This window comes from Rhizobium sp. YTUHZ045 (assembly GCF_051124255.1).
GTDB lineage: Bacteria > Pseudomonadota > Alphaproteobacteria > Rhizobiales > Rhizobiaceae > Rhizobium.
In genome coordinates, this window is record NZ_CP101436.1 from 151,887 (window position 1) to 176,591 (window position 24,705).

The following is a 24,705-nucleotide window of genomic DNA, read 5'->3' on the forward strand; positions in this document are numbered from 1 at the left end:
GCGGCACTCAAAGGTCGGCTGCATGAATTCTGATGCGCCCGTCGCGCTCAATATCGCCGCGATTGAATTTCGCGCAGGCAATCCGGCTGAAAAGGCCGATATTTTCCTGCAGCCGGCTTTCGTCGCAACGCGGCGGCTGGGCAACCTCAAGGAGGGCTTCCCTGTCGATAACGACCATCTGGTTCGTGCCGCCGGCATCCATGACCAGCAGGGCTTCCTCGCCGGACGACCTCATCATTCCGCTGATCAGCTTCAAAGACATTGCTTATCTCCGGACCGGTTGATTTCGCTGCCGCAAGATGCGCTGCCGGGCTCCTCTGGCAGGCTGCCCGGAGAGCTTATGCCGGCGCGGGCAGCCCAGCCTTGATACATATCAATTAAAGATCGCCGGAACGACTTCTCAGCCAAGGCCGCTCAAGAATTCATCGGTCTCCATGAGCTCCAGTTGCACGGAAAAGCGGTCGTGCAGAAGTTCCAGCGATGCGTCATAGGTGTCGTCGGCGCTGCTGCAGACGGCGTCCTTCAGCATGATGACACGATAGCCTAGATCGATGGCGCCGAGCGTCGCGGCAAGCACGCAGACGTCTGTTTCCCCACCGGTAATCACAAGGGTGTTGACCCGTTCCGATTGAAGAATCGTGTGAAGGCGGCCGTCGATCCAGGGGGAATAGGTGCGTTTGTCGAAATATCTTGCCGGCGGAACATGCGAGGCGAGCGAGGAAGTCAGCTCGACGAGGCCATGTGGAAGATGCTCACCCGTCATCATCCACCATTTCCGGTAATAATCGCGCCATTTTCCCGGCATCGCATCCGCATGCTGAGGCGGCACGAAACGGGTGAAGATCGTTCGGGACGGGTAGCGGCCGGCGAGTTCCTCGATTTGAGGGGAGATCCGGGCCATCCATGGAACGTGCCACGGCGTGTCTTCGGCAAACATCCGCTGCATGTCGACGCAAAGGTGCCGCCACTCGCCGATCTCGCCCATCACATCCTCCATTCGTCTTGGGGCGTCAACCGCTGCCCGGGGCGAAAGTTCCTGATGCCGAAAGATCAAAGGGCGCTAAGCAATGGCTCCCGGAGCGATCGTCCGTGATGCGGGGCTGCTTTCGGATTTGCCGAAGCAGTCGAGTTCGCGAAGCGGAACCGGTTTGGAGAAGAAGTAGCCCTGGAGGTCGGTGCAGCCGAGGGCGGCCAGAAAGTCCCTTTGATATTCGGTTTCGACCCCTTCGGCCGTTGTCGAAATGCCGAGGTTGCGGCTGAGGGTAACGATGGCGCCGATGATGGCGGCGCCATTGGCTTTTGCGCCCAGCTGTGAGACGAAGGAGCGATCGATCTTGATGCGGTCTATGTCGAAGCGGACCAGGTGGCTGAGGCACGAAAAGCCGGTTCCAAAATCATCCAGCGAAATCTGAACTCCACCGCCACGCAGCGATTTCAGTACCGAATAGACATCCGAGCTATCCTCGATCAGCGAGGACTCGGTGAGTTCGAGCTCCAGTCGAGACGGCGGCAAGCCGGTCTCTTCAAGCACGGCGAAGACCTCCTCGGCGAAGTTGGGCCTTCTCAGCTGGGAGGGAGACACATTCACGGCCACAAAGGTGTTTTTCGGCCAGCTGCCGGCAGCCCTGCAGGCTTCGCGCAGCACCCAGAAACCGAGAGCGTCGATGAGGCCGCCTTCCTCGGCCGCCGGGATGAAGCTGGCAGGCGTCAACAGTCCGCGCTGGCTATGACGCCAGCGCACGAGAGCCTCCGCGCCCGACGCCGAGTATCCGCCCCCGGCGCGATGCACTGTCTGATAGTAGACCTCAAGCGACCCGAAGTCCGGTCTGTGGCCGATCGGACCGGGTTGTGGAACGCCGGCCGACAAGGCCGTGCTCTTTGCCAGAACATCCCGCAATTCGTTCTTGAGGACGTCACGCGCATTCCTGCCACCGTCCATGGACGGCGAATAGACGCGCCACTGGCCTCTTCCGCCCATCTTAGCCTCGTAGAGCGCGACGTCGGCATAACGCATGAGATCGTCGGCATTGCGTCCGGCGTCCGGCACCACGGTCACCCCGATCGAGCCGCCGACCCGGGCGACCGCTTCGCCCCTCAAAAGCGGGAAGGGTCTGCCAAGTTCGGCAACGATCGCTTCGTAGATGGAGGGCAAGATTTGATCATCTTTGACATTCCGGAGAAGCAGGGCAAATTCGTCCCCGCCGAGCCGGGCAAGCGTGTCGCCCGAACGAAGCAACGCGTGGACCCTCTCCGCAGCCAGCCTGATGAGCTCGTCGCCGGCGGCATGCCCGAACGTGTCGTTCACCGCCTTGAAGCGGTCGAGGTCAAGGAGCGCCACTGCCGACCGCTCGGCGGAATTGCGCGTGTCGGCCAGACACTCCTCCAAGCGCATCGCGAACAGGGCGCGGTTGGGAAGGCCGGTCAGCACGTCATGCAGGGCGAGCTGCCTGGCGTGCAGCTCGCTTTTCTTCAGTTCGCCGAGACTGCTTCGCAGGCGGACCAGCAGAACCGAAAACAGGACCGCGATCACCAGGGCGGCAATCGAAAGCGCCGGCATCAAGCGGCCGATCACCCTCGAACCAGGAAGATCAGGTCGCCATACGATAAAGCCGATTGGTTCGCCGTTTGCCGTTGCGTCGATCTGGAACGCCACCTCGTTTTCGTCAGCGTCGGCCGTGCGCGCGAAGCGCGCGCCGTTGAGGCCTTGTTGCCGGCTCAACTCGTCGAGCGCCGCGCCGTCGAGAAACCGCACGACGATCAGGAATTGCCGCATCGGCTGCGGCTGCGGCTCGGCGGCTTCGTTGACGGCAACGACGCCAACGATCGTCGGCCGGCCTTCGAGCCGCATCAGATTGGCCAGTGCATGGTTCGAGCGGGCGGTATTGGCCGCTCGGCTTTCCAATGATGATGGGATCCGTTCGCTGGAAGCGGTGCCGTGGTTCGCCGTCAGGCGCGCGTCTTTCAGGAGAGGCAGAAAGAGCGGTCTCATCCAGCGATAGCGCTTTTCGGTTTCGGCGTCGGTCAGCATGATCAGCTGCGCCTTGTCATCGACGACGAAGGCCTGGTCATAGCCGAAGGCCGACATCGCAGTGTGGCTGATCGCACTCCCGGCCGCCGCCGTGAGAACAGTATCGAGGCTGGAGGAAACTCCGGCTGCCCGGGAGGCCGGATAAACGCCGGAGAGGTAGCCATTGCCGAATTGACCAATGACATGCGCAACTTGATCGACCTGTTCCCTGAGGCGCGCATTGACAAGCTGACGCTGTCGATCGAGGGCTGCCGCGTCGCTCTCGGTTCCCGCCCAGAGCGCGGAAAGCACGACCAGTCCGATCGCTCCGAGCCCGCTGACAGCGATCAGGAATAGAATTCTCCCCGAAGCGATCCAGGATTGCTGAAACGTATTGGAGCTGGAAGGGACAACGATGTGCAAGCCTAAACCCCTGAACCCACCACGGGCGCATTCGTGGACGTTAACAAAGAAGCGTTCACGTAGAATTAAAGGCTGGGGCGCACTATGGCGGAGACTACGCCACAAGGAGTTTCCGACGATGTTGCGCCTATCCATTCAGACTATACTGCGCGGAGCGCTGATGGCGGGCGGATTGGGCCTCCTTCTCGCCGCCGCCTCGCCGCTGCAGCTGGTTGCGCAAGATCGCACGCCTCTGAGAGTTGCCGTCGAAGGAGCATTTCCGCCCTTCAACTATCTCGATGCAAATAACCAGCTGCAAGGCTTCGACATCGATATCGCCAACGCGCTTTGCGACGCCGGCAAGTTCGAATGTCAGTTCATCATCGAAAAGTGGGACGACATGATCCCCGATCTCGTCGCCGGCAAATACGACGCGATCATCTCGTCCATGTCGATGAGCCTGGAGCGCCGCCAGAAAGTCGCTTTTACCGAGAAATATTACACCAGCCCGTCGGTGTTCATCGCCCGGAAAGATTCGCCGATCAGCGACGTCAGCCCCGCCGCCCTCAGTGGCAAGAAACTCGGAGTGACATCGTCCACAGCGCAGGAATCTTATGCTAACCACCTCTATCCTGACCTGAAGAAGACGGTTTTCCGGTCTTCGCCGGAATTATACAAAGGCCTGTCGGACGGGCGAGTCGACATTATCCTTGAGGATAAACTCGCCATTTATGACTGGATCGCCAACACGAAGGCGGGAACCTGCTGCGAGTTCAAGGGGCCGGATCTGGTTGACGTCACCTATTTCGGCGAGGGTGCCGGCATCGCGTTGCGCCTGGACGACAAGGAGCGTCTTGAGCGTTTGAACGAAGCCTTGAAGGCGATCAAGGCGGACGGGACTTACGACATGATCAACGCTAAGTATTTCCCGTTCAGCATCCAGTAGTTTTGCCAAGTTAAAACTAAATAGCGCCGCGCTTCGAAAAGAAGCGCGGCGCTGTCGGTTTGGTCTCGGGTCCTTCGCTTTTATGCGGCTTTCGCGACCTCTCCGTGCGGATCGAGGACATATTTCGTTGCCGCGCCATGGTCGAAACTTTCATATCCAGCGGCGGCATCGTCGAGCGGGATGACCTTGGCGTTGACGATATCGGCGATTGGCAACCGGTCGTGGAGGATCGCCTGCATGAGCTGGCGATTATATTTGAGCACCGGAGTCTGGCCGGTGTGGAAGGACTGCGCCTTTGCCCAGCCGAGACCGAAGCGAAGCGAGAGATTGCCGTGCTTGGCGGCATTGTCGACGGCGCCCGGATCCTCGGTCACGTAGAGGCCGGGAATGCCGATCGAGCCGGCGGCGCGGGTGATCTCCATCATCTGGTTGAGCACGATTGCCGGCTGTTCGCCGCCCGAATGGCCGCGTGCCTCGAAGCCGACCGCGTCGATGGCGCTGTCCACTTCGTTGCTGCCGACGACTTCAGCGATCATGTCGCCGAGACGGTCGCTCTTGGAGAGGTCGATGGGCTCAAAACCGACTTTCGCCGCGTGTGCGAGGCGGTCCTTGTTGAAATCGCCGATCATGACGACCGCAGCACCGAGGATGCGAGCCGAAGCCGCAGCCGCTAAGCCGACAGGACCGGCACCGGCGACATAGACGGTCGAGCCGACGCCGACGCCTGCGCGCACAGCACCGTGAAAGCCGGTGGGGAGAATGTCGGAAAGCATGGTGAGATCGCGGATCTTCGCCATCGCCTTGTCCCGGTCCGGAATTTTCAGCAGGTTGAAATCGGCATAGGGTATGGTGACGTAGCGAGCCTGTCCGCCGATCCATCCGCCCATGTCGACATAGCCGTAAGCGCCGCCGGCGCGAGCCGGGTTTACGGTGAGGCAGACGCCGGTATCCTGAGATTTGCAGCAACGGCAACGGCCGCAGGCGACATTGAAGGGCACCGAGACGATATCGCCAATCTCGAGCATCTCGACATCGACGCCTTTCTCGATGATTTCGCCGGTGATTTCATGGCCGAGGATCAGGCCTGGCATTGCCGTCGTGCGGCCGCGGACCATGTGCTGGTCGGAGCCGCAGATATTGGTGGAGATCACCTTCAGGATCACGCCGTGTTCGATGCGGCGGCCGTCCGGCGCTTCCAGCTTCGGATCGTCGATATCGCGGACTTCGACCTTTCCCGGCCGGAGATAGACGACGCCTCTGTTCTTGCTCATGGATTCCTCCCATGTGTTGAATGTCTCGAACTGCAACCGATGCAGTCGACGGCAAGCTTTCCTCCGGCCTGCCTCCTCTGCAGTCCGGTATTTACATCGCCGCATCGGGCGATATTCGAATTTCGCAGCTAGGCCGGGACAGGCTGGATCGAGGAGAGAGTGGCACGATAGGTCTGGCCTGTCGTTCCGCTCGTCATCGCCCGCCGCAATCCGGAGATCTGCTGCGCAAAGAGCTGGTTCGGGCTCTAGAACCTCCTTTCGATCCGTCTCGATCTCTGGATATCAAGCCAGCGACCGCCTTGAGGACTTCAGTTCTACCACCGCCGCGCGTGCAGCGCGCCGGCCGCTGGCCAGCCTCGCATGTTCATGTCGCCAGCTTGCAAGGCAGCGCCGTGAACATGACCAGAAAACCATGCCTGGTCGAAAACGGCGCCCGAAAAAGCGACATGGGCGCACCTCCAGGCGACAGGCGGCAAAGCCGCAATCACTTTCCGTGGGGAACGACAGATTGATCTCGCGAATGCGGCAGTTTTCCGGATCGCTCCGGATGATGTGATCGCAGCTGTCGGGCTTCGCACCGCTGAACATGTGGCACTTGTAATCACATCTTTCGGCCAGCAGCAGATGTCGTTTTCAATCGTGATTGGACTTCGGCTGTGACCTGAGCGAGGCTGTTTCTGGGAGCGGACCATCTATTTTTCCGGGGATAGGAGGCCGAAATGGAACAGCATGCACTCGAGCAATTGAAAACGATCGCTAAGGTCAGCCCGACCTATGATCACCTTGAAATGACGAGGCGCGAACGCCTCGAACGGTGGGCGGACATTCTGGAACGCAGCCCTAAGCCGTTTCTCAGAACGCTTCACGAGACAGAGTATCAGCCGATTGCCGATCGGCTCGCCTTGCGTGACGACGACACTCCGATCTCTGTTGCGTTCGCTGATCCCATTCTGCGGGCGGCAGGAATGGAAAACGACAGCTATGGCGAAGCCAGGCGGTTCTTCGAACTCAGTGATGAGCAATTGCACGACCTGGTCTGCTTTTGCCATTTCGGGGAACGCGTCAGCGCTGCGACACTAGCTCGCCGCGTACGAAAGATGGCGGCTCATAAACCAGGCGGGTTTTTCGCTCAGCTTCGTGCGTTTTTTGGCTAGTTGAGGCTGAGGCCGCCACCTGGAACTATCAAAGGGGGTGGCCCCACCGCCGGCTGAAACGGCCGCCACGGCAATCGCATGGTCGCTCATCGGCGCATGAGCGAACACGGCAAGATTCGTCAGCGGACCGGAGGACAGGCGGCAGCCAGCCGCCCTATGGCCGGCGGCCCCGATTGAAATCGACCGCCGTATGCCAGAACACGGCGCCGAGGATGATAGCGCCGCCAAAATAGGTGGCGACGGGCGGCTCTTCGGAAAATAGCAGCCAGACCCAGAAGGGCGTCAGCACGATTTCCATCGTGCCGATCAGCGCGGCTTCGGCCGGCGGCATTCGCTTTGCCCCGGCGAGGAAGAGCACCAGCGCCAGCGAGAAATTCGTCGCCCCGAAGGCGGCTAGCACGATCCAATTGTGCAGATCGAGCGAGCCGACCGAGCCGAAGGGCGCGAAGATGACAAGCGTCAGGAAAGCGCTGACCACGGTCGGCGGCAGGCTCGGCACGCCGGGATCGATGCGCGGAATAATGATGACGAGCGCGAAGGAGGCGGTCATGCCGAGCGCTAAAAGATCGCCCCAACCGGTGCCGCCGCCGATCGACGAGGCGACGATGATGCCGACGCCGAAGAGGGAGACGGCGCCGGCAATCATCGTTCGCCTGGCCACTCTCTCCTTGAGGATGAGCCAGCCGAACAGCGCGGCGATGAAGGGGGTCGTCGCGTAAATCATCGTCACATTGGCGACGGTGGTCATATAGAGCGCCCCGATGAAGCATCCCTGACTGAAGGTCTGGCATGCGATCATTGCAAGTCCGGACGGTTGGAAAACGGAGTGCCATTGCCGCCGCGAGATGCCCCCTTCGAGGAAAAGGCAGGGGATCAGCAGAAACAGGCCTCCAAACAACGACCGCCAGGCGATCGCCGTCCATACGTCGGTCGTGAGCAGCCGCGAATAGACGCCGCTCGCACTCCAGGCGAGCGTCGCGGCAACAATGAGAAGCACACCCTTCTCGTGCTCGCTGCCTGCGAGGCGCGTGGTCGGATTGTCAATGGTCACCACAGATTCTCAAAGAAGGAAGTCGAACGCCGCCCATTTCTGCGCCAGGATTTGACATTAGACAAACGAATAGTAGAGATGACTATCATCGATTTTATCTATGGCTGACCATGCACGAGCCAATCGAAAGCGACCTGTTGAGAACCTTCCTGGTCGTCGCCGAGACATCGAATTTCTCCGCGGCTGCCCAGCGGATCGGCCGGACGCAGTCCGCCGTCAGCACCCAGATCAAGAGGCTTGAGCAGACGATCGGCGAATGCCTCTTTGAGCGCGGCGCCCGCGGCGTGCTGCTGACGCGCCAGGGCATACAGCTGGTGCCTTACGCCCGCAGGGTCATTGATCTCCTGAACGAGGCGGCCGCGACGATCCGCAGCAAGCCGCTGGACGGGCCGGTGCGCATCGGAATTCCCGAGGAATACAGCCAGACAGTTTTGCCGGCAGCGCTTGCGGCTTTCGCTGTGCGTCACCCGGCTGTCGAGGTCACCGTGTCCTGTGATTATACATCACGCAACCTCGCCGCCCTGGAGCGGGACGAACTCGATCTCGCCGTCGTTTTCGACTGGAGCGACCAGACGAAAGGTGAGGTCATCTGCATCGATCCCACAGTCTGGGTCACCTCGATGGTCCACCGGCTGCACGATCTCGACCCCCTCCCCATTGCGACCTATCGCAACTCCACCTGGTCACGTGATTTTGCGCTCCGGTCGCTGGAGCAGATCGGCCGCAACTATCGCATTGCTTTCATCGCCGATACGGGTTCGGGACTGAAGAATGCGCTGACCGCAGGCCTTGCCGTGACAACGCTTTCCCGCAGCAGCATCCCGCCCGGCTGCCGGGAGCTGACCGCCGAAGACGGTTTCCCGCCGGTCGATTCCTCGAAGGTGGTGCTCCGCCGCAGCACCTACCGTTCCACCGAAGCCATCCGCGAGCTTGCCGAGATGATCCGGGAGGCGTTCCAGCCTACGTCGCCGCCGCCGATGACGTGATGCGGCGGCGCAAGCGGCGCCTTGTCTCGGACGGGCTTTCGGAAAAACTCGCCCGGTAGCTTCTGGCAAAGGCCGAGGCCGAATTGAAACCGGTTGCCGCCGCGATATCGGCGAAGGAGGCCGTCGTCTCGATCACCTTGCGGCGCGCCGCATTCAGGCGCAGTGCGAGATAATGCACATGCGGCGGTGCGCCGATGCTCTGCTGGAAGAGGTCCTGCAGATGCCTGGCGCTGATGCCGACCCTGCGGGCGATCCGAGCGAGGATCAGGGGCTGCTCGATATGTTCCTCCATCAGCCGCACCGCCTGCGCCACGCGGGGATCGTGCATGCTGAGCCCCGCCGAGGCTGCGGAAAGCGGTTCGTCGCCATGAAAGGAGGGCTGCTCGTAGCGGAACAGCCGGCTGACTTCGAGCGCCAGCGAATAACCTTGTCGCTGCCTGATGATCTCCAGCATCAGGTCGACGGTCGGCAGCGAACCCGATGTCGTCAGTCGCTTGCCTTCGATGACAAAACGGTCCTTGACAGCCCGCACCTCAGGATAAGCAAGCGCAAAATCCTCGTAATCTTCCCAGTGAACGGTCGCTGGCTGCCCGTCGAGCAAGCTCGCCTCCGCGAGCAGCCAGGTGCCTGACTCGATGCCGGCGATCACCGTGCGGTGGCGGGCGGCCTGGGATAGCTGCATCTTCAGCGCCGGCGTGGCGCTGCCGCGCCAGTTGTAGCTCGCAAGCACGAAGAGCGGTCTATCCTCGGCCGTCGCCCGGAAGATCCCGTCCGCCGGAATGGCGATGTGGCTGGTGGTCGGAACCGGCGCTCCGTCCGGTGTCAGGAGCCGCCAGCGGTAGAGCTCGCTGCCGGAAATGCGATTGGCGCCGCGCAGCGGCTCGATGACCGACGCGATCAGGATCAGGTTCGTATCCGGAAGGACGAGAAGGTCGATATCGAGCCGCTCGGTCGATCGCTGTAGCAATGTCACCTCCACCGATTCCGATAATGTATCAAGAGCTTCTGAAAGCGTAAAGCATCTCTGTTCATGTTGTCGCGTAATGACCATAAGACGGGAGAACAAAAACATGCCTCTTGCGATGAACCGCGATGTCTTTATCACCTGCGCCGTGACCGGCGCCGGCGATACGGTTTCCAGATCCAGCCACGTTCCCATCACTCCCAAGCAGATCGCGGATTCAGCGATCGACGCCGCCAAGGCTGGGGCGGCCGTTGTTCACTGCCATGTCCGCGATCCGGAAACCGGGGCCGCCAGCCGCCGCAATGATCTCTACAGGGAGGTCACCGACCGCATCCGCTCGGCGGATATCGACGTCGTTCTCAACCTCACCGCCGGAATGGGCGGGGACCTGATCTTCGGGGATGTCGAAAGCCCCCTGCCCCTCAATGCGAAAGGCACCGACATGGCGGGCGCCAGCGAGCGTGTCAGCCATGTCGCCGAGTGCCTGCCGGAGATCTGCACGCTCGACTGCGGCACGATGAACTTCAACCTCGGCGACTATGTCATGACCAACACGCCGGCCATGCTGCGGGCGATGGCAAGCAAGATGACGGCTCTCGGCGTGCGGCCCGAAATCGAGGCCTTCGACACCGGCCATCTCTGGTTCGCCAAGCAGCTGGCCGAAGAGGGGCTGATCGAAGACCCCGTGTTGATCCAGCTCTGCATGGGCATTCCGTGGGGTGCTCCTGACGACCTCAACACGTTCATGGCGATGGTCAACAATGTGCCTGCGAGCTGGACCTTTTCGGCCTTCTCGATCGGCCGCAATGCCATGGCCTATCCGGCCGCGGCGGTTCTGGCGGGTGGCAATGTGCGTGTCGGCCTGGAAGACAACCTCTTCGTCGGCAAGGGCCAGCTCGCCACCAATGCGCAGCTCGTCGAAAAGGCCGTGCAGGTGGTGGAAGGCATGGGCGCGCGGATCATCGGTCCGGAAGACGTCCGCAAGAAACTCAAACTGACGAAGCGCTGAGGGCGGCATGACAGGGATCAGCAAGGCAGCTTGTATCGGCGGCGGCGTCATCGGCGGCGGATGGATCGCTCGTTTCCTGCTTGCCGGCATCGACGTCGATGTCTTCGACCCGCATCCGGAGGCCGAACGCATCGTCGGCGAAGTGATCGCCAATGCCGAAAAGGCCTATGCCATGCTGACCGGCGCACCGTTGCCGCCGCGCGGCCGGCTCACCTTCTGCAAGACATTGGATGAAGCTGTCGCCGGCGCGGACTGGATCCAGGAAAGCGTGCCGGAACGGCTCGACCTCAAGCGCGGTGTCTTGACGCAGATCGATGCCGCGGCACGGCCGGATGCCCTGATCGGCTCATCCACGTCAGGACTGCTGCCGACCGACCTGCAGCGGGACATGAAACATCCCGAACGGCTGTTTGTCGCCCATCCCTATAATCCGGTCTATCTGCTGCCGCTGGTCGAAATCGTCGGTGGCGAGAAGACATCGGCGGTGACCATCAAGGCGGCGATGGACAAACTGCCGCCGATCGGCATGAAGGGCGTCCACATCGCCAAGGAGATCGAGGCCTTCGTCGGCGACCGGCTGCTCGAGGCGCTCTGGCGCGAGGCCCTGTGGCTTATCCACGACGACATCTGCACCGTCGAGACGCTCGACGACGTCATCCGTTATTCCTTCGGCCTGCGCTGGGCGCAGATGGGCCTGTTCCAGACCTACCGCATCGCCGGGGGCGAGGCCGGGATGCGCCATTTCCTCGCCCAGTTCGGGCCGTGCCTCGCCTGGCCTTGGACCAAGCTCACCGATGTGGTGGATCTCGACGATGCGCTGATCGAAAAAATCGGCCGACAGTCCGACGAGCAGGCGGCGGGGCTTTCGATCCGCGAGCTCGAGCGCATCCGCGACGAAAACCTTGTCGGCATCCTCCAGTCCCTTAAGGGCGGCCACGGCGGCAAAGGCTGGGGTGCCGGCAAGCTGCTTAAGGATTTTGAGCAGTCGCTTTGGGCGAAAGGAGGCGGCGCGGCAGCGCCTTTCGATCCGTCGAAGCCGCTGAGGCTCGTCGAAACCAAGGTCAGCCCCGCCTGGGTCGATTATAACGGCCACATGACCGAGCACCGCTACCTGCAGGTTTTCGGTGATACCTCGGATGCGCTCTTGCGTCTTGTCGGTGTCGATCTCGCCTATGTCGAGGCGGGCCATAGCTACTATACGGTCGAAAGCCACATCCGCCATCTCGGCGAGGCGAAGCTCGGGCAGGCGATCCATTCGACCTGTCAGGTGCTCGCCGCCGATGACAAACGGCTGCATGTCTTCCACACTCTGTACGATACGGCGACGGGCGAGGCTCTCGCCACCGCCGAGCACATGCTGCTGCATGTCGACAGCAAGATGGGTAAGGCGGCACCGGCGCCGGCCGCCGTGCTCGACAAGGTCAGGATGATCGCTGCGGCTCATTCGGAATTGGCGCTGCCCGAAGGCGCCGGCCGTCACGTCGGCCAGAGGCGATAGGAGGATCGGCATGGATTTCGGCCTCAGCGAAGAACAGCAAATGATCGTCGACACGGTTCGCGCCTTTGTCGAGACCGAAATCTATCCGCATGAGAGCGAGGTCGAGCGGACCGGCATCGTTCCACCGGAACTGGGGCGCGAGATCCAGCGCAAATGCATCGATCTCGGCTTCTACGCCTGCAACTTTCCGGAGGAGGTCGGCGGTGCGGGCCTCGATCATCTCACCTTCACGCTGGTCGAGCGGGAGCTCGGGCGCGGCTCGCTGGGTCTGACGGTTTTCTTCGGCCGGCCCTCCGGCATTCTGATGGCCTGTGAGGGCGAGCAGCGTGAGCGTTATCTCCTGCCCGCGGTGCGCGGCGAGAAGATCGACGCGCTTGCGATTACCGAGCCGGATGCCGGCTCCGATATGCGCGGCATGAAATGCGCTGCACGCCGCGATGGCGGCGACTTTATCCTGAACGGCACGAAACATTTCATCTCGCATGCCGATGTCGCCGATTTCGTCATCGTCTTCGCCGCGACCGGGGAGGAGGAAACGCCGAAAGGCATCAAGAAGAAGATCACCGCCTTCCTGGTGGATCGCGGCACGCCCGGGTTCGAAATCCTCAAAGGCTACGAGTCCGTTTCGCATCGCGGCTACCATAATTGTACACTCAGCTTTGAAGACTGCCGCATTCCTGAAGCCCAGGTGCTGGGCGAGGTGCATGGCGGCTTCGATATCGCCAATCAATGGCTCTACGGCACGCGGCTGACGGTTGCCGCCACCTGCGTCGGCCGGGCGCGGCGCGTCTTCGACCTGGCGCTCCCCTATGCCGCCGAGCGGAAGCAGTTCGGCAAGCCGATCGGCGCCAATCAGGGTGTGTCGTTCAAGCTTGCCGACATGATCACCGAGATCGATGCGGCCGACTGGCTAACGCTTGCCGCCGCCTGGCAGATCGACGCCGGTCGTCCCGCCGACCGGCAGATCGCCTCCGCCAAGCTCTACGCCTCCGAGATGCTGGCTCGCGTCACCGACGAGGCGATCCAGATTTTCGGCGGCATGGGCCTGATGGACGACCTGCCGCTCGCCCGTTTCTGGCGCGACGCCCGCGTGGAGCGCATCTGGGACGGCACCTCCGAGATCCAGCGGCACATTATCAGCCGCGATCTGCTTCGGCCGCTGGGAGCATGAGCCGATGACCTCAAGACCGCTCGACCGCCTGCTCAGACCGCAAACGATCGCCGTCTTCGGCGGCCGTGAGGCACGCAGGGTGATCGAGCAGTGCGACCGCATGGGCTTTTCGGGCGAGATCTGGCCGGTTCATCCGAAATTCGACGAGGTGCTTGGGCGGCGCTGCTATCGCTCCCTCTCCGATCTGCCCGCGGCACCGGATGCCGCTTTCATCGGCGTCAACCGAACGCTCACCATCGACATCGTGCGCGGCCTTTCGCTGGCCGGCGCCGGCGGCGCCGTCTGTTATGCATCGGGCTTCAGCGAGGCGACGGCGGAACTTGCCGATGGCGCCGAACTGCAGCAGGCCCTTGTGGAAGCGACCGGTGGCATGCCGATCCTCGGGCCGAACTGTTACGGGCTGATCAACGGCCTCGACGGCGCTTTGTTATGGCCTGATCAGCATGGCATGCAGCGCGTCGAACGCGGTGTCGCGATCCTTACGCAGTCCTCCAATATCGCCCTCAACCTGACCATGCAGACGCGCGGACTGCCGATCGCCTATGTGGTCACATCGGGCAACCAGGCGCAGACATCGCTTGCCGATGTCGCCTGCGCGCTCATTGAGGATCAACGCGTCACGGCGGTTGGCCTTCACGTCGAAGGGTTCGGCGACCTTGCCGGCCTGGAACGCCTTGCCGCTATGGCCCGTCGATCGAAGAAGCCTGTCGTCGTGTTGAAGGTCGGCAGGTCCGAGCAGGCGAAACACGCGGCCGTGTCGCATACAGCTTCGCTTGCCGGCAGCGATGCGGTGGCCGATGTCGTGCTCGCCCGCCTCGGTCTCGGCCGCGTCCAGAGCCTGCCGGCGCTGCTCGAAACTCTGAAACTGCTGCATATTGCCGGCCCTCTCCCAAGCTACTCGATTTCGTCCATGAGCTGCTCGGGCGGCGAGGCTTCGCTGATGGCGGATGCCGCCGTCGGCCGGAAAGTGGAATTCCCCGCCCTGCAGCCGCAGCAATTGCCGCGGCTGCGCGAGGTGCTCGGCGAGATGGTAGCGCTTGCAAACCCGCTCGACTACCACACCTTCGTCTGGGGCGATCTCGCGCGTCAGACGGAGGCATTCAGCGCCATGTTCAAAGGTGGCTGCGCACTCAATCTCGTGGTTCTAGATTTTCCCCGCGACGACCGGTGTGATTCATCCGAGTGGACGACGACGACAGACGCAGTCATCGCCGCAGCCTCCGCGACCGGTGCGCTGGCCGGCGTGCTCGCGACCCTTCCCGAGAACATGCCGGAGCCGGTTGCCGCTCGTCTGATGTCAAAGGGCATCGTCGCCTTCTCGGGTATCGACGAAGCCATCACAGCGGCGGAAGTTGCCGCTGGGATCGGCGAGGCCTGGGATCGTCCCCCTCCCCTGCCGCTCCTCAACGTCGTCCCCGTTGATGGCGAGCTCGATACGCTGTCGGAAGCCGATGCGAAGACCGAGCTTGCTGCCTGCGGCCTCCCTGTTCCCCGGGGGCTGCAGGCTTTTTCTCCTCGCGGAGCCGCCGAGCAGGCCGAGCGGCTCGGTTTTCCCGTCGTACTGAAGGGGCTCGGCATTGCGCACAAGACCGAGGCCGGCGCCGTCGTGCTCAACCTCAAAGATCCAGAGGCGGTGTCGAATGCGGCGGCGGCGATGCCGCCGAATGGCGGTTATCTCGTCGAGAAAATGATCGATCCGCCAGTCGCCGAGCTCATTGTCGGCGCCAGCCGGGACCCGGTCTTCGGATTGTCGCTGACATTGGGAGCGGGCGGAATCTTCGTCGAACTGCTCGAAGATTCCGTCGTCCTGCCGCTTCCGGCGACGAAAGCCGATATTGGTGCGGCGATTTCATGGCTTAAAATCGCAAAGTTGATCCATGGCTATCGCGGGCGCCCGCGCGGCGATCTTGAAGCCACTATAGACGCCGTCGCAGCTACGGCAGAATATGTCGTAAAGAATGCGGTGCGCCTTGAGGAACTGGACATTAATCCCTTGATGGTTCTTCCCGAAGGGCGCGGTGTTGTTGCAGTTGATGCTCTCATACGGCGAAGGAGGTAGCGCAGGTTTGAGCGACTACATTCGTACACGACGTGACGGCGGAATATTGGAAGTCGTCATCGACCGGCCGAAGGCGAACGCCATCGACCTCGCGACCAGCCGCGCCATGGGATTGATCTTCCGAGATTTCCGCGACGACCCCGACTTGCGCGTTGCCATCGTCACGGGTGCGAGCGAAAAGTTTTTCTGCGCCGGCTGGGATCTGAAGGCGGCTGCGTCGGGCGATGCAGTCGACGGCGACTATGGTGTGGGTGGCTTTGGCGGGCTGCAGGAACTGCGTGACCTCAACAAGCCCATCATCTCGGCGATCAACGGCATCTGTTGCGGCGGCGGACTGGAGATCGCGCTCTCGACCGACCTCATCATCGCCGCCGAGCATGCGACCTTTGCCCTGCCGGAAATCCGCTCGGGCACGGTCGCCGATGCGGCTTCGATCAAGCTGCCGAAGCGCATCCCCTATCATATCGCGATGGACATGCTTTTGACGGGTCGCTGGCTCGACGTCCACGAAGCGCATCGCTGGGGTTTCGTCAATGAAATCCTGCCCGCCGATCGCTTGATGGCGAGAGCCTGGGAGCTTGCCCGGCTGCTCGAAAGCGGGCCGCCGCTCGTCTATGCTGCAATCAAGGAAATCGTTCGCGAAGCGGAGGGTTCGACATTCCAGACTGCCATGAACAAGATCACCAAGCGGCAGTTTGCGACCGTCGATCGGCTCTATTCGAGCGAAGACCAATTGGAAGGCGCGCGGGCTTTCGCGGAGAAGCGAAGCCCCATTTGGAAAGGACGATAAGGAGGCGGCAGCAACCGCGCATTTTCCCGCATGATGCGGGCACCGAAGGCGGAGAGGAAACCGCCTGCGATTCCGCCCGGAAGTTCTGTCAACGCACCAAAGAAGGAACAGGGGAATGAACGACTACACCAAATATCTCACAAGCCGCGTCACCGCCGGCGGGCTCAGCCGCCGCGAATTCATGGGACGCGCCATGGCGGCCGGCATCACACTTGCCGTTGCCGACAAACTCTTCACCGAAAGCGCAGAAGCCGCCGAACCGAAGCACGGTGGCCACCTGAAGCTCGGGCTCGAAGGCGGTGCCGCCACCGATTCCAAGGATCCGGCGAAATTTCTGTCGCAGTTCATGTTCTGCGTCGGCCGCTGCTGGGGCGATATGCTGGTCGAATCCGATCCGCTGACTGGGGCTGCCGTGCCGGCGCTCGCCGAATCCTGGGAGCCTTCAAAGGATGCGGTCACCTGGACCTTCAAGATCCGCAAGGGCGTCAAGTTCCACAACGGCAAGGAACTGACGATCGACGACGTCGTTGCAACGCTGAAGCGCCACACCGACAAAAGCTCGGAATCAGGCGCGCTGGGCGTTCTCGGCTCGATCAAGGAGATCAAGGCCGATGGCGGCAATCTCGTCCTGACGCTCAGTGAAGGCAATGCCGATATGCCGCTGCTGCTGTCGGATTACCATCTGGTGATCCAGCCGAATGGCGGCGTCGACGATCCCTTGGCCTCGATCGGTACCGGACCTTACAAGCTGACGAGCTTCGAGCCCGGCGTCCGCGCTACCTTCGAGAAGAACAAGGACGACTGGCGCACCGACCGCGGCTACGTCGATTCGATCGAGATCATCGGCATGAACGACGCCACCGCCCGCATCGCGGCCCTGTCGTCGGGCCAGGTGCACTACATCAACCGTGTCGACCCGAAGACGGTCAGCCTGTTGAAGCGCGCACCCAACGTCGAGATTCTCTCGACAGCCGGCCGCGGCCATTATGTCTTCATCATGCATTGCGATAAGGCGCCGTTCGACAATAACGACCTGCGCCTGGCGCTCAAGTACGCCATGGACCGCGAAACCATGGTGCAGAAGATCCTCGGCGGTTACGGCAAGGTGGGCAACGATTTCCCGATCAACAGCACCTATGCGCTGTTCCCCGAGGGAATCGAGCAGCGCACCTACGATCCCGATAAGGCCGCCTTCCACTACAAGAAGTCAGGTCATAGCGGTTCGGTTCTCCTGCGCACCTCCGAAGTCGCCTTCCCCGGCGCCGTCGATGCGGCTGTCCTTTACCAGGAAAGCTGCAAGAAGGCGGGCATCGAGATCGAGGTCAAGCGCGAACCGGGTGACGGGTACTGGACCAATGTCTGGAACGTCCAGCCCTTCTCGACCTCCTACTGGGGCGGCCGTCCGACGCAGGATCAGATGTATTCCACCGCCTATCTCTCGACGGCGGACTGGAACGACACCAAGTTCAAGCGCCCTGACTTCGACAAGCTCCTGCTGCAGGCGCGTGCCGAGCTTGATGAAGCCAAACGCAAGGATATGTACCGCACCATGGCGATGATGGTGCGCGACGAGGGCGGCGTGATCCTGCCGATGTTCAACGACTTCGTGAACGCCTCCACCAAGCAGGTGAAGGGTTATGTCCATGACATCGGCAACGATATGTCGAACGGTTACGTCGCAACCCGTGTCTGGCTGGACGCCTAGCGGCGAAGGGCGCACGCCCTTCCGATCCCCAACGAAGCCGGGACCGTGGGACAAAACCCGCGGTCCTCCCGACGTTTCAGCGCTAGGTCTTCGCCATGACCAATCCTGCCCCAAGCAATGTCCTGCCCGGTCTCCGGTTCCGGCAGCGTTTTCCGCTGTTGGCCCTCATTCTCGAGCGCTTCGTGCTCAGCATTGTCCTGCTCTTTGCGGTGTCCATCCTGATCTTCGGCGGGCTGGAAGCCCTCCCCGGCGATTTTGCCACCACCTATCTTGGCCAGTCGGCGACGCCGCAGGCGGTCGCCAATATCCGTCGGGACCTTGGGCTCGATCGCCCGGTGACGACGCGTTATGTCGAATGGCTCGGCAGTGCCGTTCAGGGTGACTTCGGCACCTCCTGGGCCAGCAAGAACTCGGTGAGCGAGCAGATTGGCAAGCGACTCGGCAATTCGCTCTTCCTGGCGGGTTTCGCGGCTGTCATTTCAGTGCCGCTCGCCGTCGGCCTCGGCATGCTGTCGGTGCATTTTCGCAATCGAATGCCCGACAAGATCATCAACGTCATCTCGCTGGCGGCGATCTCGCTGCCGGAATTCTTCATCGGCTACCTGCTGATCCTGTTTTTCGCTGTGAAGTTCGGCATGGCGACCTTCCCGGCGACGGTCTATGATAGCATGGGCTTGGTCGAGCGCTTGAAGGCGATCGCCCTGCCGACGGCGACCCTGGTTCTCGTCGTGCTCGCGCACATGATGCGCATGACGCGGGCAGCGATCCTCTCCGTCATGTCCTCGGCCTATATGGAGACCGCCGAACTGAAGGGTCTGAGCGCCTTCCGCGCCATCGTCAAACATGCCGCCCCGAATGCGCTGGCGCCGATCATCAACGTCGTCGCGTTGAACCTTGCCTATCTCGTGGTCGGCGTTGTCGTCGTCGAGGTGGTCTTCGTCTATCCCGGTATGGGGCAATATATGGTCGATGCGGTCACCGTACGCGACATGCCAGTCGTGCAGGCCTGTGGCCTGATCTTCGCGGCCGTCTACATCTTCCTCAACATGACGGCCGATATTCTGGCGATCATCGCCAATCCCAGGCTGAGGCATCCGAGATGAGAGCAAGAGACATCCCCATCACCGCCTGGATCGGCATGGCCGGCATCGCACTCGCCTTCATCTTTGCGCTCTTTGCGCCCTGGATTGCTCCCTATGGCGAAACGCAGGTCGTCGGCGACGTCTGGCAACTGCCTGACGATAAGTATCTCTTCGGCCTCGACAATCTCGGTCGCGACATCCTCTCGCGGCTGATCTATGGCGCGCGCACGACGCTGCTGGTCGCCTCCGCCGCCACGATCATCTCCTTCTCGCTCGGCGTCATCCTGAGTTTTACGGCAGCGGTGTCGCGCGGGCTGATCGACACGGTCTTTTCGCGCTTCAACGACCTGATGATGTCGATCCCGACACTGATCTTCGCGCTCGTGGTGTTGGCGGTCCTGCCGCAGAACATCGTCGTCCTGATCCTCGTCATGGCCGTCCTGGATTCCACCCGCGTCTATCGTCTCGGCCGCGCCGTGGCGCTCGATGTCGCGGTGATGGAATTCGTCGAGGCGGCGAAGCTGCGTGGCGAAGGCAAGCTCTGGATCATCTTCCGCGAGATCCTGCCGAACACGCTGTCGCCGCTTTTGGCCGAGTTCGGGCTGCGCTTCGCCTTCTCGATCCTGTTCCTCTCGACGCTTTCCTTCCTCGGCCTCGGCATTCAGCCGCCCGCCGCCGATTGGGGTGGCATGGTCAAGGACAACAAAGATGGCATCATCTTCGGCATATCGGCCGCCCTCGTGCCGGGTACGGCGATCGCCGTGCTCGCCATCTGCGTCAATCTGGTCGTCGACTGGCTCCTGAAACGCACATCCAGCCTCAAGGGAGGGCGCGGCGATGCCTGAGCTTCTTTCCGTCCGCAATCTGAAGATCGAGGCGACCAGTTATCCGCCGGGCGAACCGCCGAAGCGCGTGACGATCGTCGACGGCGTTTCCTTCGATCTTCAGAAGGGCAAGGTTCTCGGCCTGATCGGAGAATCCGGCGCCGGCAAGTCGACCATCGGCCTCTCGGCACTGGCCTATGGCCGCGGCGGCGCCGAAATCACCGGCGGCGAGGTGCGGCTCGGCGGTACCGACATTCTGGCGCTCGGCAAGAACGGCATCCAGAAAATCCGCGGCGCCCGGGTCTGCTACGTCGCCCAATCGGCGGCGGCAGCCTTCAATCCGGCGCACAGGCTCGGCGATCAGGTGATCGAAGCGTCGATCAAGCATGGTCTGATGACGAAAGACGAGGCGCGCAAACGGGCGCTTTATCTGTTCCGTGTTCTCGGATTGCCCAACCCAGAAAGCTTCGGTGAGCGCTTTGCCCATCAGGTTTCCGGCGGCCAGCTGCAGCGCGCAATGACGGCGATGGCGCTTTGCTCGAACCCCGAACTCATCGTGTTCGACGAGCCGACGACGGCGCTTGACGTCACCACCCAGATCGACGTGCTGGCGGCGATCAAGCATGCCATCGAGGAAACGCATACGGCCGCGCTCTACATCACCCACGACCTTGCCGTCGTCGCCCAGATCTCCGACGACATCATGGTCCTGCGCCATGGCCGCCAAGTGGAATATGGCAGCGTTCAGCAGATCATCGAGGCGCCGCAACAAGATTATACGCGCGCCCTCGTCAATGTCCGGCAAGCCTATCGCGAGGAAGCTTCAGACCAATCCGCGGCACTTCTTAAAGTGGAAAATCTCAGCGCCGAATATTCCAACGGCTTCAAGGTGCTGCACGATGTTTCGCTGCATGTGCCGAGGGGGCAGACGCTTGCGGTCGTCGGCGAATCCGGCTCGGGTAAATCGAGTCTGGCGCGCGCCATTACCGGCCTCTTGCCGCCTAGCAGCGGGCGGATTGTCTTTGATGGGAAACCGTTGATGCCTGATCTCAAGAGCCGGCCGAACGATGATCTGAGACGTATTCAATTGATCTACCAGATGGCCGACACGGCGATGAACCCGCGCCAGACGGTGCGTGACATTATCGGCCGTCCGCTGACCTTCTATTATGGCCTGAGAGGTGCGGCGAAGACCGCCCGGGTGAAGGAATTGCTCGATCAGATCGAAATGGGTAATGGCTTCATCGACCGCTATCCGGCTGAACTATCCGGCGGTCAGAAGCAGCGCGTGGCGATCGCGAGAGCCCTTGCCGCCAAGCCGGAACTCATCCTCTGCGACGAGCCGACCTCGGCGCTCGATCCGCTGGTGGCCGAGGGCATCCTCAAGCTGCTGCTGCGCCTGCAGGAGGAAGAGCAGCTTTCCTATGTCTTCATCACCCACGACATCGCCATCGTCCGGGCGATCGCGGACAGCGTCGCGGTGATGCATCGCGGCAAGCTGGTGCGGTTCGGCCCGAAGTCGACGGCACTGTCGCCGCCCTTTGACGACTACACCGACCTGCTGTTGAAATCCGTGCCCGAAATGGAAATCGGCTGGCTGGAACGGGTGCTTGCGACACGCCGCATGGAAAGCGCCGGCAATTGAATGTGAATGAAGGAGTGAGCATGACATCCCGCGGCTTCACCACCATCGAGAATGAATGGATTGAGCTCAAGGATGGAACGCGGCTTGCCGCGCGCATCTGGATGCCCGACGGCGCAGAAGAAGATCCGGTTCCCGCCGTCTTCGAATTCCTGCCCTATCGCAAGCGCGACGGAACCAGCCCCCGCGACGAGTCGACCTATCCGGTCTTCGCGGCCGCAGGCATTGCCGGCGTGCGCGTCGATATCCGCGGATCCGGAGAATCCGAAGGCGTCATCGACGGCGAATATACCGAGCGCGAACTTGCCGATGCCTGCGGGCTGATCGCCTGGATTGCCGCGCAGCCATGGTCGAACGGTTCGGTCGGGATGATGGGCATCTCCTGGGGCGGCTTCAACAGCCTTCAGGTCGCGGCACTGCGCCCGCCGGCGCTCAAAGCCGTCATCTCGATCGCCTCGACCGTCGACCGTTACAACGACGACATCCACTATAAGAACGGCTGCCACCTCTCCGCGCAGCTCTCCTGGGCGGCGACCATGCTCGGCTACCAGTCGCGCCCGCCCGATCCGGCACTTGTCGGCGAACGCTGGAAGGAAATGTGGCTGGAACGCCTCGCCGGCGAACCGTTCTTCATGGAGGAGTGGCTGGCGCACCAGCGGCGCGACCATTTCTGGCGTCACGGTTCGATCTCGGAGGATTTTTCGCAGGTGGATATCCCGGCGCTCGTCATTGCCGGCTGGGCGGACGGCTACCGCAATACGCCTCTGATGGCGGTCGAAGGTCTCGGCGGAAAGGCGAAGGCCCTGATCGGCCCATGGGTCCACAAATATCCGCACTTCGCCTGGCCGAAGCCGCGCGTCGACTTCCACAGCGAAGCGATCGCCTGGTGGAACAAATGGCTGCGCGGCGACGACAATGGCATCGACCGACTGCCGCAGGCTCGCGCCTATATTCTCGATGCCGTCAGGCCTGCCGCCCGACGCGACAGCGATCCAGGCTTCTGGATCGCCAAGGACATGTGGACGCCGCCGCGGATGCAATGCTTCTATGTCGAGCAATTCGGCCGGTTGACGCAAGGCATGCCCATCCCGCATGCGCCCGAGCATCCCGTCCATCTCCATTCTCCCCTCGACACCGGCACCGCGTCCGGAGAGTATTTTACGCTGAAGCCCGACGCCGAAATGGCCATCGACCAACGCTCAGACGATGCCGGCTCGCTGGTCTTCGACACGGTGCCGCTTGCAGAGGATCATGGTTATCTCGGCCGGCCCGTCGTAACGCTTGCGCTGCGCCCCCACGCAACAGGCGGCAATCTCTGCGCCCGCCTGGTCGATGTCCATCCGGACGGCACGGCCACCCGTGTCACCTTCGGCGTCGTCAATCTCACGCACCGTGATGGCAATGCCGATCCCAAGCCGCTCACGCCGGGCGAGAAAGTGCCGATCCGGCTCGTGCTCGATGCCTGCGGCTATCGCTTCCGCAAGGGCCATCGAATCCGCCTTTCGCTTTCGACCGCCTATTGGCCGATGATCCTGCCGCCGCCCGATGATCAAGAGGTCGAGATTGATATCGCCTCGCTCGGTCTGGCGCTGCCCTTGCTTGGGGACCACCGGAAGATCGAAATCGATGAACCGGCCAATCCCGATCCCCTGCCCAAATATATCGAGCATGCGGGCGCCGCGACGAAGCGTCAGGTCGTCCGTGACCTCTCGGCCAACCGCACGGACTATCGCATCCACGAGGAGACCGGGCTTTACGAACACCCGGAAACCGGCCTGTCGACGCGGCAATTGCGCGAAGAGGTCTGGTCGATTTCGCCAGATGACCCGCTGTCGATGACCGGCACCTCGACCTGGACTTGCGACATGCACCGGCCCGGCTGGTTCGTGCGCACGGTCGCGACCGCGCGGATTGCCTGCACCGGCAGTGATTGGATCGTCAGCGCCGTCGTCACCGCTTTCGAGGACGATGTGCAGATCTTCGAAAAGATCTTTGCCGAAAAGCGGATCGCGCGCGACCTGATGTGATCGTCAGGCTGATGCGAAATGCCGAACCGCCTCGCAGACGGCGTGAAAGCCGTCGCGCGCGCCTTCACTCATGTGACGGGCGCGAAGCCAGGCATGCACCATCTGCGGCTCCTCCCGAAAGGAGACCTCGACACCCTCCGCTGCAAGCCGGGCCGCATACTGGCGGCCGTCGTCTCTCAACGGATCGAAATGCGCGACCGTGATGTAGGTGGGCGGCAGTCCGGCAAGCGAAGACGCATTCAGCGGCTCGGCGATCTCGCTGCCTGCCGGCGCCTGCAGGATCTCGCGATAATAGGCAACATCGGCCGTGGTCAGGCCAGGCGCCGCAGCCATCTCGACATAGGAGCCGGCGGCCAGGTCTCCGCCGAGCGCCGGGTAGATCAGGACCTGACCGACGACGCCCGGTAGGCCTTCGTCGCGTGCCCGCAGTGCAAGGCCCGCCGCAAGATTGCCCCCGGCGCTATCGCCGATCAGCACGACCTTGTTGTTGGCCGAAAGCAGATGCTTCAGCACGGCAAAGGCGTCATCCGTCTGTGCCGGCCAGCGATATTCGGGAGCCAGGCGATAATCGACGGAAACGAGTTCTGCACCGGCAAAATCGGCAATCTCCGCGCAGATGGCATGATGGCTCTCCAGCGAACCGACGACGAAACCGCCGCCATGGAGATAGAGAAGTACCGTGCGCGTGCTGATCTTGCGGGGACGGTAGCGCCGGATCGGAATGCGCTGGACCATGCCGTCGGCAAAAATCATTTCAGGCGGCAGCGGGCGGTCGAACCGGGCGCAAAGGGCATCGTACCAGTTTCGCTGCTGCTCGACCGACGCTTCGACCGCGTCGGCGGGATAGAAACTATCGCAAATCTCGAGAAACTGCAGGATGGCTTTTTCGGCAGGGACAGGCGGTGGAGCGGACATGAAGAGTCCTTTCGATTTGGGACATGCAGATCCATGCCCTTGGCCGACTCTGCCATCATCATGCGCCTTCAAAACGGAGGCAATCTGTCTGGTCGCGACCCATGGATGTCGCGGCGTCCACTATTTTTGGCCTGCGGGGCGGAGACTTGCCGCCGCTTCAGAAAAAGCCATAATTTTTTTGCCGTCGACCCAAGGAACGCCA

20 protein-coding genes are annotated in these 24,705 nt (G+C 62.1%); 13 read left to right on the top strand and 7 right to left on the bottom strand.

Features of this window, described 5'->3' with window-relative positions; all coding sequences use genetic code 11:
- Positions 1-7 precede the first annotated feature (7 nt).
- From NMA58_RS32125 to NMA58_RS32135, 3 genes are all read right to left on the bottom strand, one after another.
- The gene (locus NMA58_RS32125; protein WP_430960581.1) at positions 8-262 is read right to left on the bottom strand and encodes a hypothetical protein; all 255 of its coding nucleotides are present in this window, start codon (positions 260-262) and stop codon (positions 8-10) included.
- Between the two features lie 138 nt (positions 263-400).
- Positions 401-985 carry a cysteine hydrolase family protein gene (locus NMA58_RS32130; RefSeq protein ID WP_430960582.1) on the bottom strand — a complete coding sequence of 195 codons (585 nt, stop codon included), beginning with the start codon at positions 983-985 and terminating at the stop codon, positions 401-403.
- A gap of 75 nt (positions 986-1,060) precedes the next feature.
- Positions 1,061-3,430: a putative bifunctional diguanylate cyclase/phosphodiesterase gene (locus NMA58_RS32135; RefSeq protein ID WP_434715046.1), complete on the bottom strand. Its 2,370-nt coding sequence runs from the start codon at positions 3,428-3,430 to the stop codon at positions 1,061-1,063.
- Positions 3,431-3,548: 118 nt separating this feature from the next.
- Between NMA58_RS32135 and NMA58_RS32140 the strand changes: the two genes are divergently transcribed.
- Entirely contained in the window at positions 3,549-4,355 is an 807-nt protein-coding gene (locus NMA58_RS32140) for a transporter substrate-binding domain-containing protein (RefSeq protein ID WP_434715048.1), read from the top strand.
- A gap of 80 nt (positions 4,356-4,435) precedes the next feature.
- On the opposite strand, the gene fdhA is transcribed toward NMA58_RS32140, so the two are convergent.
- Positions 4,436-5,626 (bottom strand): formaldehyde dehydrogenase, glutathione-independent, encoded by a 1,191-nt coding sequence (gene fdhA / locus NMA58_RS32145; RefSeq protein ID WP_020922845.1) that lies wholly within the window; start codon positions 5,624-5,626, stop codon positions 4,436-4,438.
- 719 nt (positions 5,627-6,345) lie between these two features.
- Here fdhA and NMA58_RS32150 point away from each other — a divergent pair.
- Positions 6,346-6,780 (top strand): hypothetical protein, encoded by a 435-nt coding sequence (locus tag NMA58_RS32150; protein WP_434715050.1) that lies wholly within the window; start codon positions 6,346-6,348, stop codon positions 6,778-6,780.
- 154 nt (positions 6,781-6,934) lie between these two features.
- On the opposite strand, the gene NMA58_RS32155 is transcribed toward NMA58_RS32150, so the two are convergent.
- Positions 6,935-7,831, bottom strand: a complete 897-nt coding sequence (locus NMA58_RS32155) for a DMT family transporter (RefSeq protein ID WP_434715052.1) — start codon at positions 7,829-7,831, stop codon at positions 6,935-6,937.
- Between the two features lie 110 nt (positions 7,832-7,941).
- On the opposite strand from NMA58_RS32155, the gene NMA58_RS32160 reads away from it, so the two are divergent.
- Positions 7,942-8,817, top strand: a complete 876-nt coding sequence (locus tag NMA58_RS32160) for a LysR substrate-binding domain-containing protein (protein ID WP_434715054.1) — start codon at positions 7,942-7,944, stop codon at positions 8,815-8,817.
- On the opposite strand, the gene NMA58_RS32165 is transcribed toward NMA58_RS32160, so the two are convergent.
- The gene (locus tag NMA58_RS32165) at positions 8,792-9,790 is read right to left on the bottom strand and encodes a GlxA family transcriptional regulator (RefSeq protein ID WP_434715055.1); all 999 of its coding nucleotides are present in this window, start codon (positions 9,788-9,790) and stop codon (positions 8,792-8,794) included. The genes NMA58_RS32160 and NMA58_RS32165 overlap by 26 nt on opposite strands.
- A 97-nt stretch (positions 9,791-9,887) precedes the next feature.
- On the opposite strand from NMA58_RS32165, the gene NMA58_RS32170 reads away from it, so the two are divergent.
- The 10 genes from NMA58_RS32170 (at position 9,888) to NMA58_RS32215 (ending at position 23,588) form a co-directional block, all read left to right on the top strand.
- Positions 9,888-10,790 carry a 3-keto-5-aminohexanoate cleavage protein gene (locus tag NMA58_RS32170; protein ID WP_085780692.1) on the top strand — a complete coding sequence of 301 codons (903 nt, stop codon included), beginning with the start codon at positions 9,888-9,890 and terminating at the stop codon, positions 10,788-10,790.
- A 7-nt stretch (positions 10,791-10,797) separates the two neighbouring features.
- Positions 10,798-12,288, top strand: coding sequence for a carnitine 3-dehydrogenase (locus NMA58_RS32175; RefSeq protein WP_434715057.1), 1,491 nt, complete (start codon positions 10,798-10,800; stop codon positions 12,286-12,288).
- A 10-nt stretch (positions 12,289-12,298) separates the two neighbouring features.
- Complete coding sequence (locus tag NMA58_RS32180) at positions 12,299-13,459, top strand: acyl-CoA dehydrogenase family protein (protein WP_434715058.1); 1,161 nt, start codon at positions 12,299-12,301, stop codon at positions 13,457-13,459.
- A 4-nt stretch (positions 13,460-13,463) separates the two neighbouring features.
- Complete coding sequence (locus NMA58_RS32185; protein WP_434715060.1) at positions 13,464-15,518, top strand: acetate--CoA ligase family protein; 2,055 nt, start codon at positions 13,464-13,466, stop codon at positions 15,516-15,518.
- A gap of 7 nt (positions 15,519-15,525) precedes the next feature.
- Complete coding sequence (locus NMA58_RS32190; RefSeq protein ID WP_097599134.1) at positions 15,526-16,308, top strand: carnitinyl-CoA dehydratase; 783 nt, start codon at positions 15,526-15,528, stop codon at positions 16,306-16,308.
- A gap of 115 nt (positions 16,309-16,423) precedes the next feature.
- The gene (locus tag NMA58_RS32195; RefSeq protein ID WP_085780697.1) at positions 16,424-18,013 is read left to right on the top strand and encodes an ABC transporter substrate-binding protein; all 1,590 of its coding nucleotides are present in this window, start codon (positions 16,424-16,426) and stop codon (positions 18,011-18,013) included.
- Between the two features lie 95 nt (positions 18,014-18,108).
- A complete protein-coding gene (locus tag NMA58_RS32200) occupies positions 18,109-19,116 on the top strand; it encodes an ABC transporter permease (protein ID WP_184460015.1) in 1,008 nt (335 codons plus the stop codon).
- Positions 19,113-19,940: an ABC transporter permease gene (locus tag NMA58_RS32205; RefSeq protein ID WP_085780699.1), complete on the top strand. Its 828-nt coding sequence runs from the start codon at positions 19,113-19,115 to the stop codon at positions 19,938-19,940. Before NMA58_RS32200 ends, NMA58_RS32205 begins: the two co-directional genes overlap by 4 nt.
- Positions 19,933-21,564: an ABC transporter ATP-binding protein gene (locus NMA58_RS32210; protein ID WP_434715062.1), complete on the top strand. Its 1,632-nt coding sequence runs from the start codon at positions 19,933-19,935 to the stop codon at positions 21,562-21,564. Before NMA58_RS32205 ends, NMA58_RS32210 begins: the two co-directional genes overlap by 8 nt.
- Positions 21,565-21,584: 20 nt before the next feature.
- Positions 21,585-23,588 (top strand): CocE/NonD family hydrolase, encoded by a 2,004-nt coding sequence (locus tag NMA58_RS32215; RefSeq protein ID WP_434715064.1) that lies wholly within the window; start codon positions 21,585-21,587, stop codon positions 23,586-23,588.
- A gap of 3 nt (positions 23,589-23,591) precedes the next feature.
- Here the strand turns inward: NMA58_RS32215 and NMA58_RS32220 are convergent, their stop codons facing one another.
- Positions 23,592-24,503, bottom strand: a complete 912-nt coding sequence (locus NMA58_RS32220) for an alpha/beta hydrolase (RefSeq protein ID WP_434715065.1) — start codon at positions 24,501-24,503, stop codon at positions 23,592-23,594.
- Between the last annotated feature and the right edge of the window lie 202 nt (positions 24,504-24,705).

What these genes read in the sequence shown, in the direction of transcription:
- NMA58_RS32125 (WP_430960581.1), bottom strand. Translation starts at nt 262, where the DNA reads ATGTCTTTGAAGCTGATCAGCGGAATGATGAGGTCGTCCGGCGAGGAA.
- NMA58_RS32130 (WP_430960582.1), bottom strand. Translation starts at nt 985, where the DNA reads ATGGGCGAGATCGGCGAGTGGCGGCACCTTTGCGTCGACATGCAGCGG.
- NMA58_RS32140 (WP_434715048.1), top strand. Translation starts at nt 3,549, where the DNA reads ATGTTGCGCCTATCCATTCAGACTATACTGCGCGGAGCGCTGATGGCG.
- fdhA (WP_020922845.1), bottom strand. Translation starts at nt 5,626, where the DNA reads ATGAGCAAGAACAGAGGCGTCGTCTATCTCCGGCCGGGAAAGGTCGAA.
- NMA58_RS32150 (WP_434715050.1), top strand. Translation starts at nt 6,346, where the DNA reads ATGGAACAGCATGCACTCGAGCAATTGAAAACGATCGCTAAGGTCAGC.
- NMA58_RS32160 (WP_434715054.1), top strand. Translation starts at nt 7,942, where the DNA reads ATGCACGAGCCAATCGAAAGCGACCTGTTGAGAACCTTCCTGGTCGTC.
- NMA58_RS32170 (WP_085780692.1), top strand. Translation starts at nt 9,888, where the DNA reads ATGCCTCTTGCGATGAACCGCGATGTCTTTATCACCTGCGCCGTGACC.
- NMA58_RS32175 (WP_434715057.1), top strand. Translation starts at nt 10,798, where the DNA reads ATGACAGGGATCAGCAAGGCAGCTTGTATCGGCGGCGGCGTCATCGGC.
- NMA58_RS32180 (WP_434715058.1), top strand. Translation starts at nt 12,299, where the DNA reads ATGGATTTCGGCCTCAGCGAAGAACAGCAAATGATCGTCGACACGGTT.
- NMA58_RS32185 (WP_434715060.1), top strand. Translation starts at nt 13,464, where the DNA reads ATGACCTCAAGACCGCTCGACCGCCTGCTCAGACCGCAAACGATCGCC.
- NMA58_RS32195 (WP_085780697.1), top strand. Translation starts at nt 16,424, where the DNA reads ATGAACGACTACACCAAATATCTCACAAGCCGCGTCACCGCCGGCGGG.
- NMA58_RS32200 (WP_184460015.1), top strand. Translation starts at nt 18,109, where the DNA reads ATGACCAATCCTGCCCCAAGCAATGTCCTGCCCGGTCTCCGGTTCCGG.
- NMA58_RS32205 (WP_085780699.1), top strand. Translation starts at nt 19,113, where the DNA reads ATGAGAGCAAGAGACATCCCCATCACCGCCTGGATCGGCATGGCCGGC.
- NMA58_RS32210 (WP_434715062.1), top strand. Translation starts at nt 19,933, where the DNA reads ATGCCTGAGCTTCTTTCCGTCCGCAATCTGAAGATCGAGGCGACCAGT.
- NMA58_RS32215 (WP_434715064.1), top strand. Translation starts at nt 21,585, where the DNA reads ATGACATCCCGCGGCTTCACCACCATCGAGAATGAATGGATTGAGCTC.
- NMA58_RS32220 (WP_434715065.1), bottom strand. Translation starts at nt 24,503, where the DNA reads ATGTCCGCTCCACCGCCTGTCCCTGCCGAAAAAGCCATCCTGCAGTTT.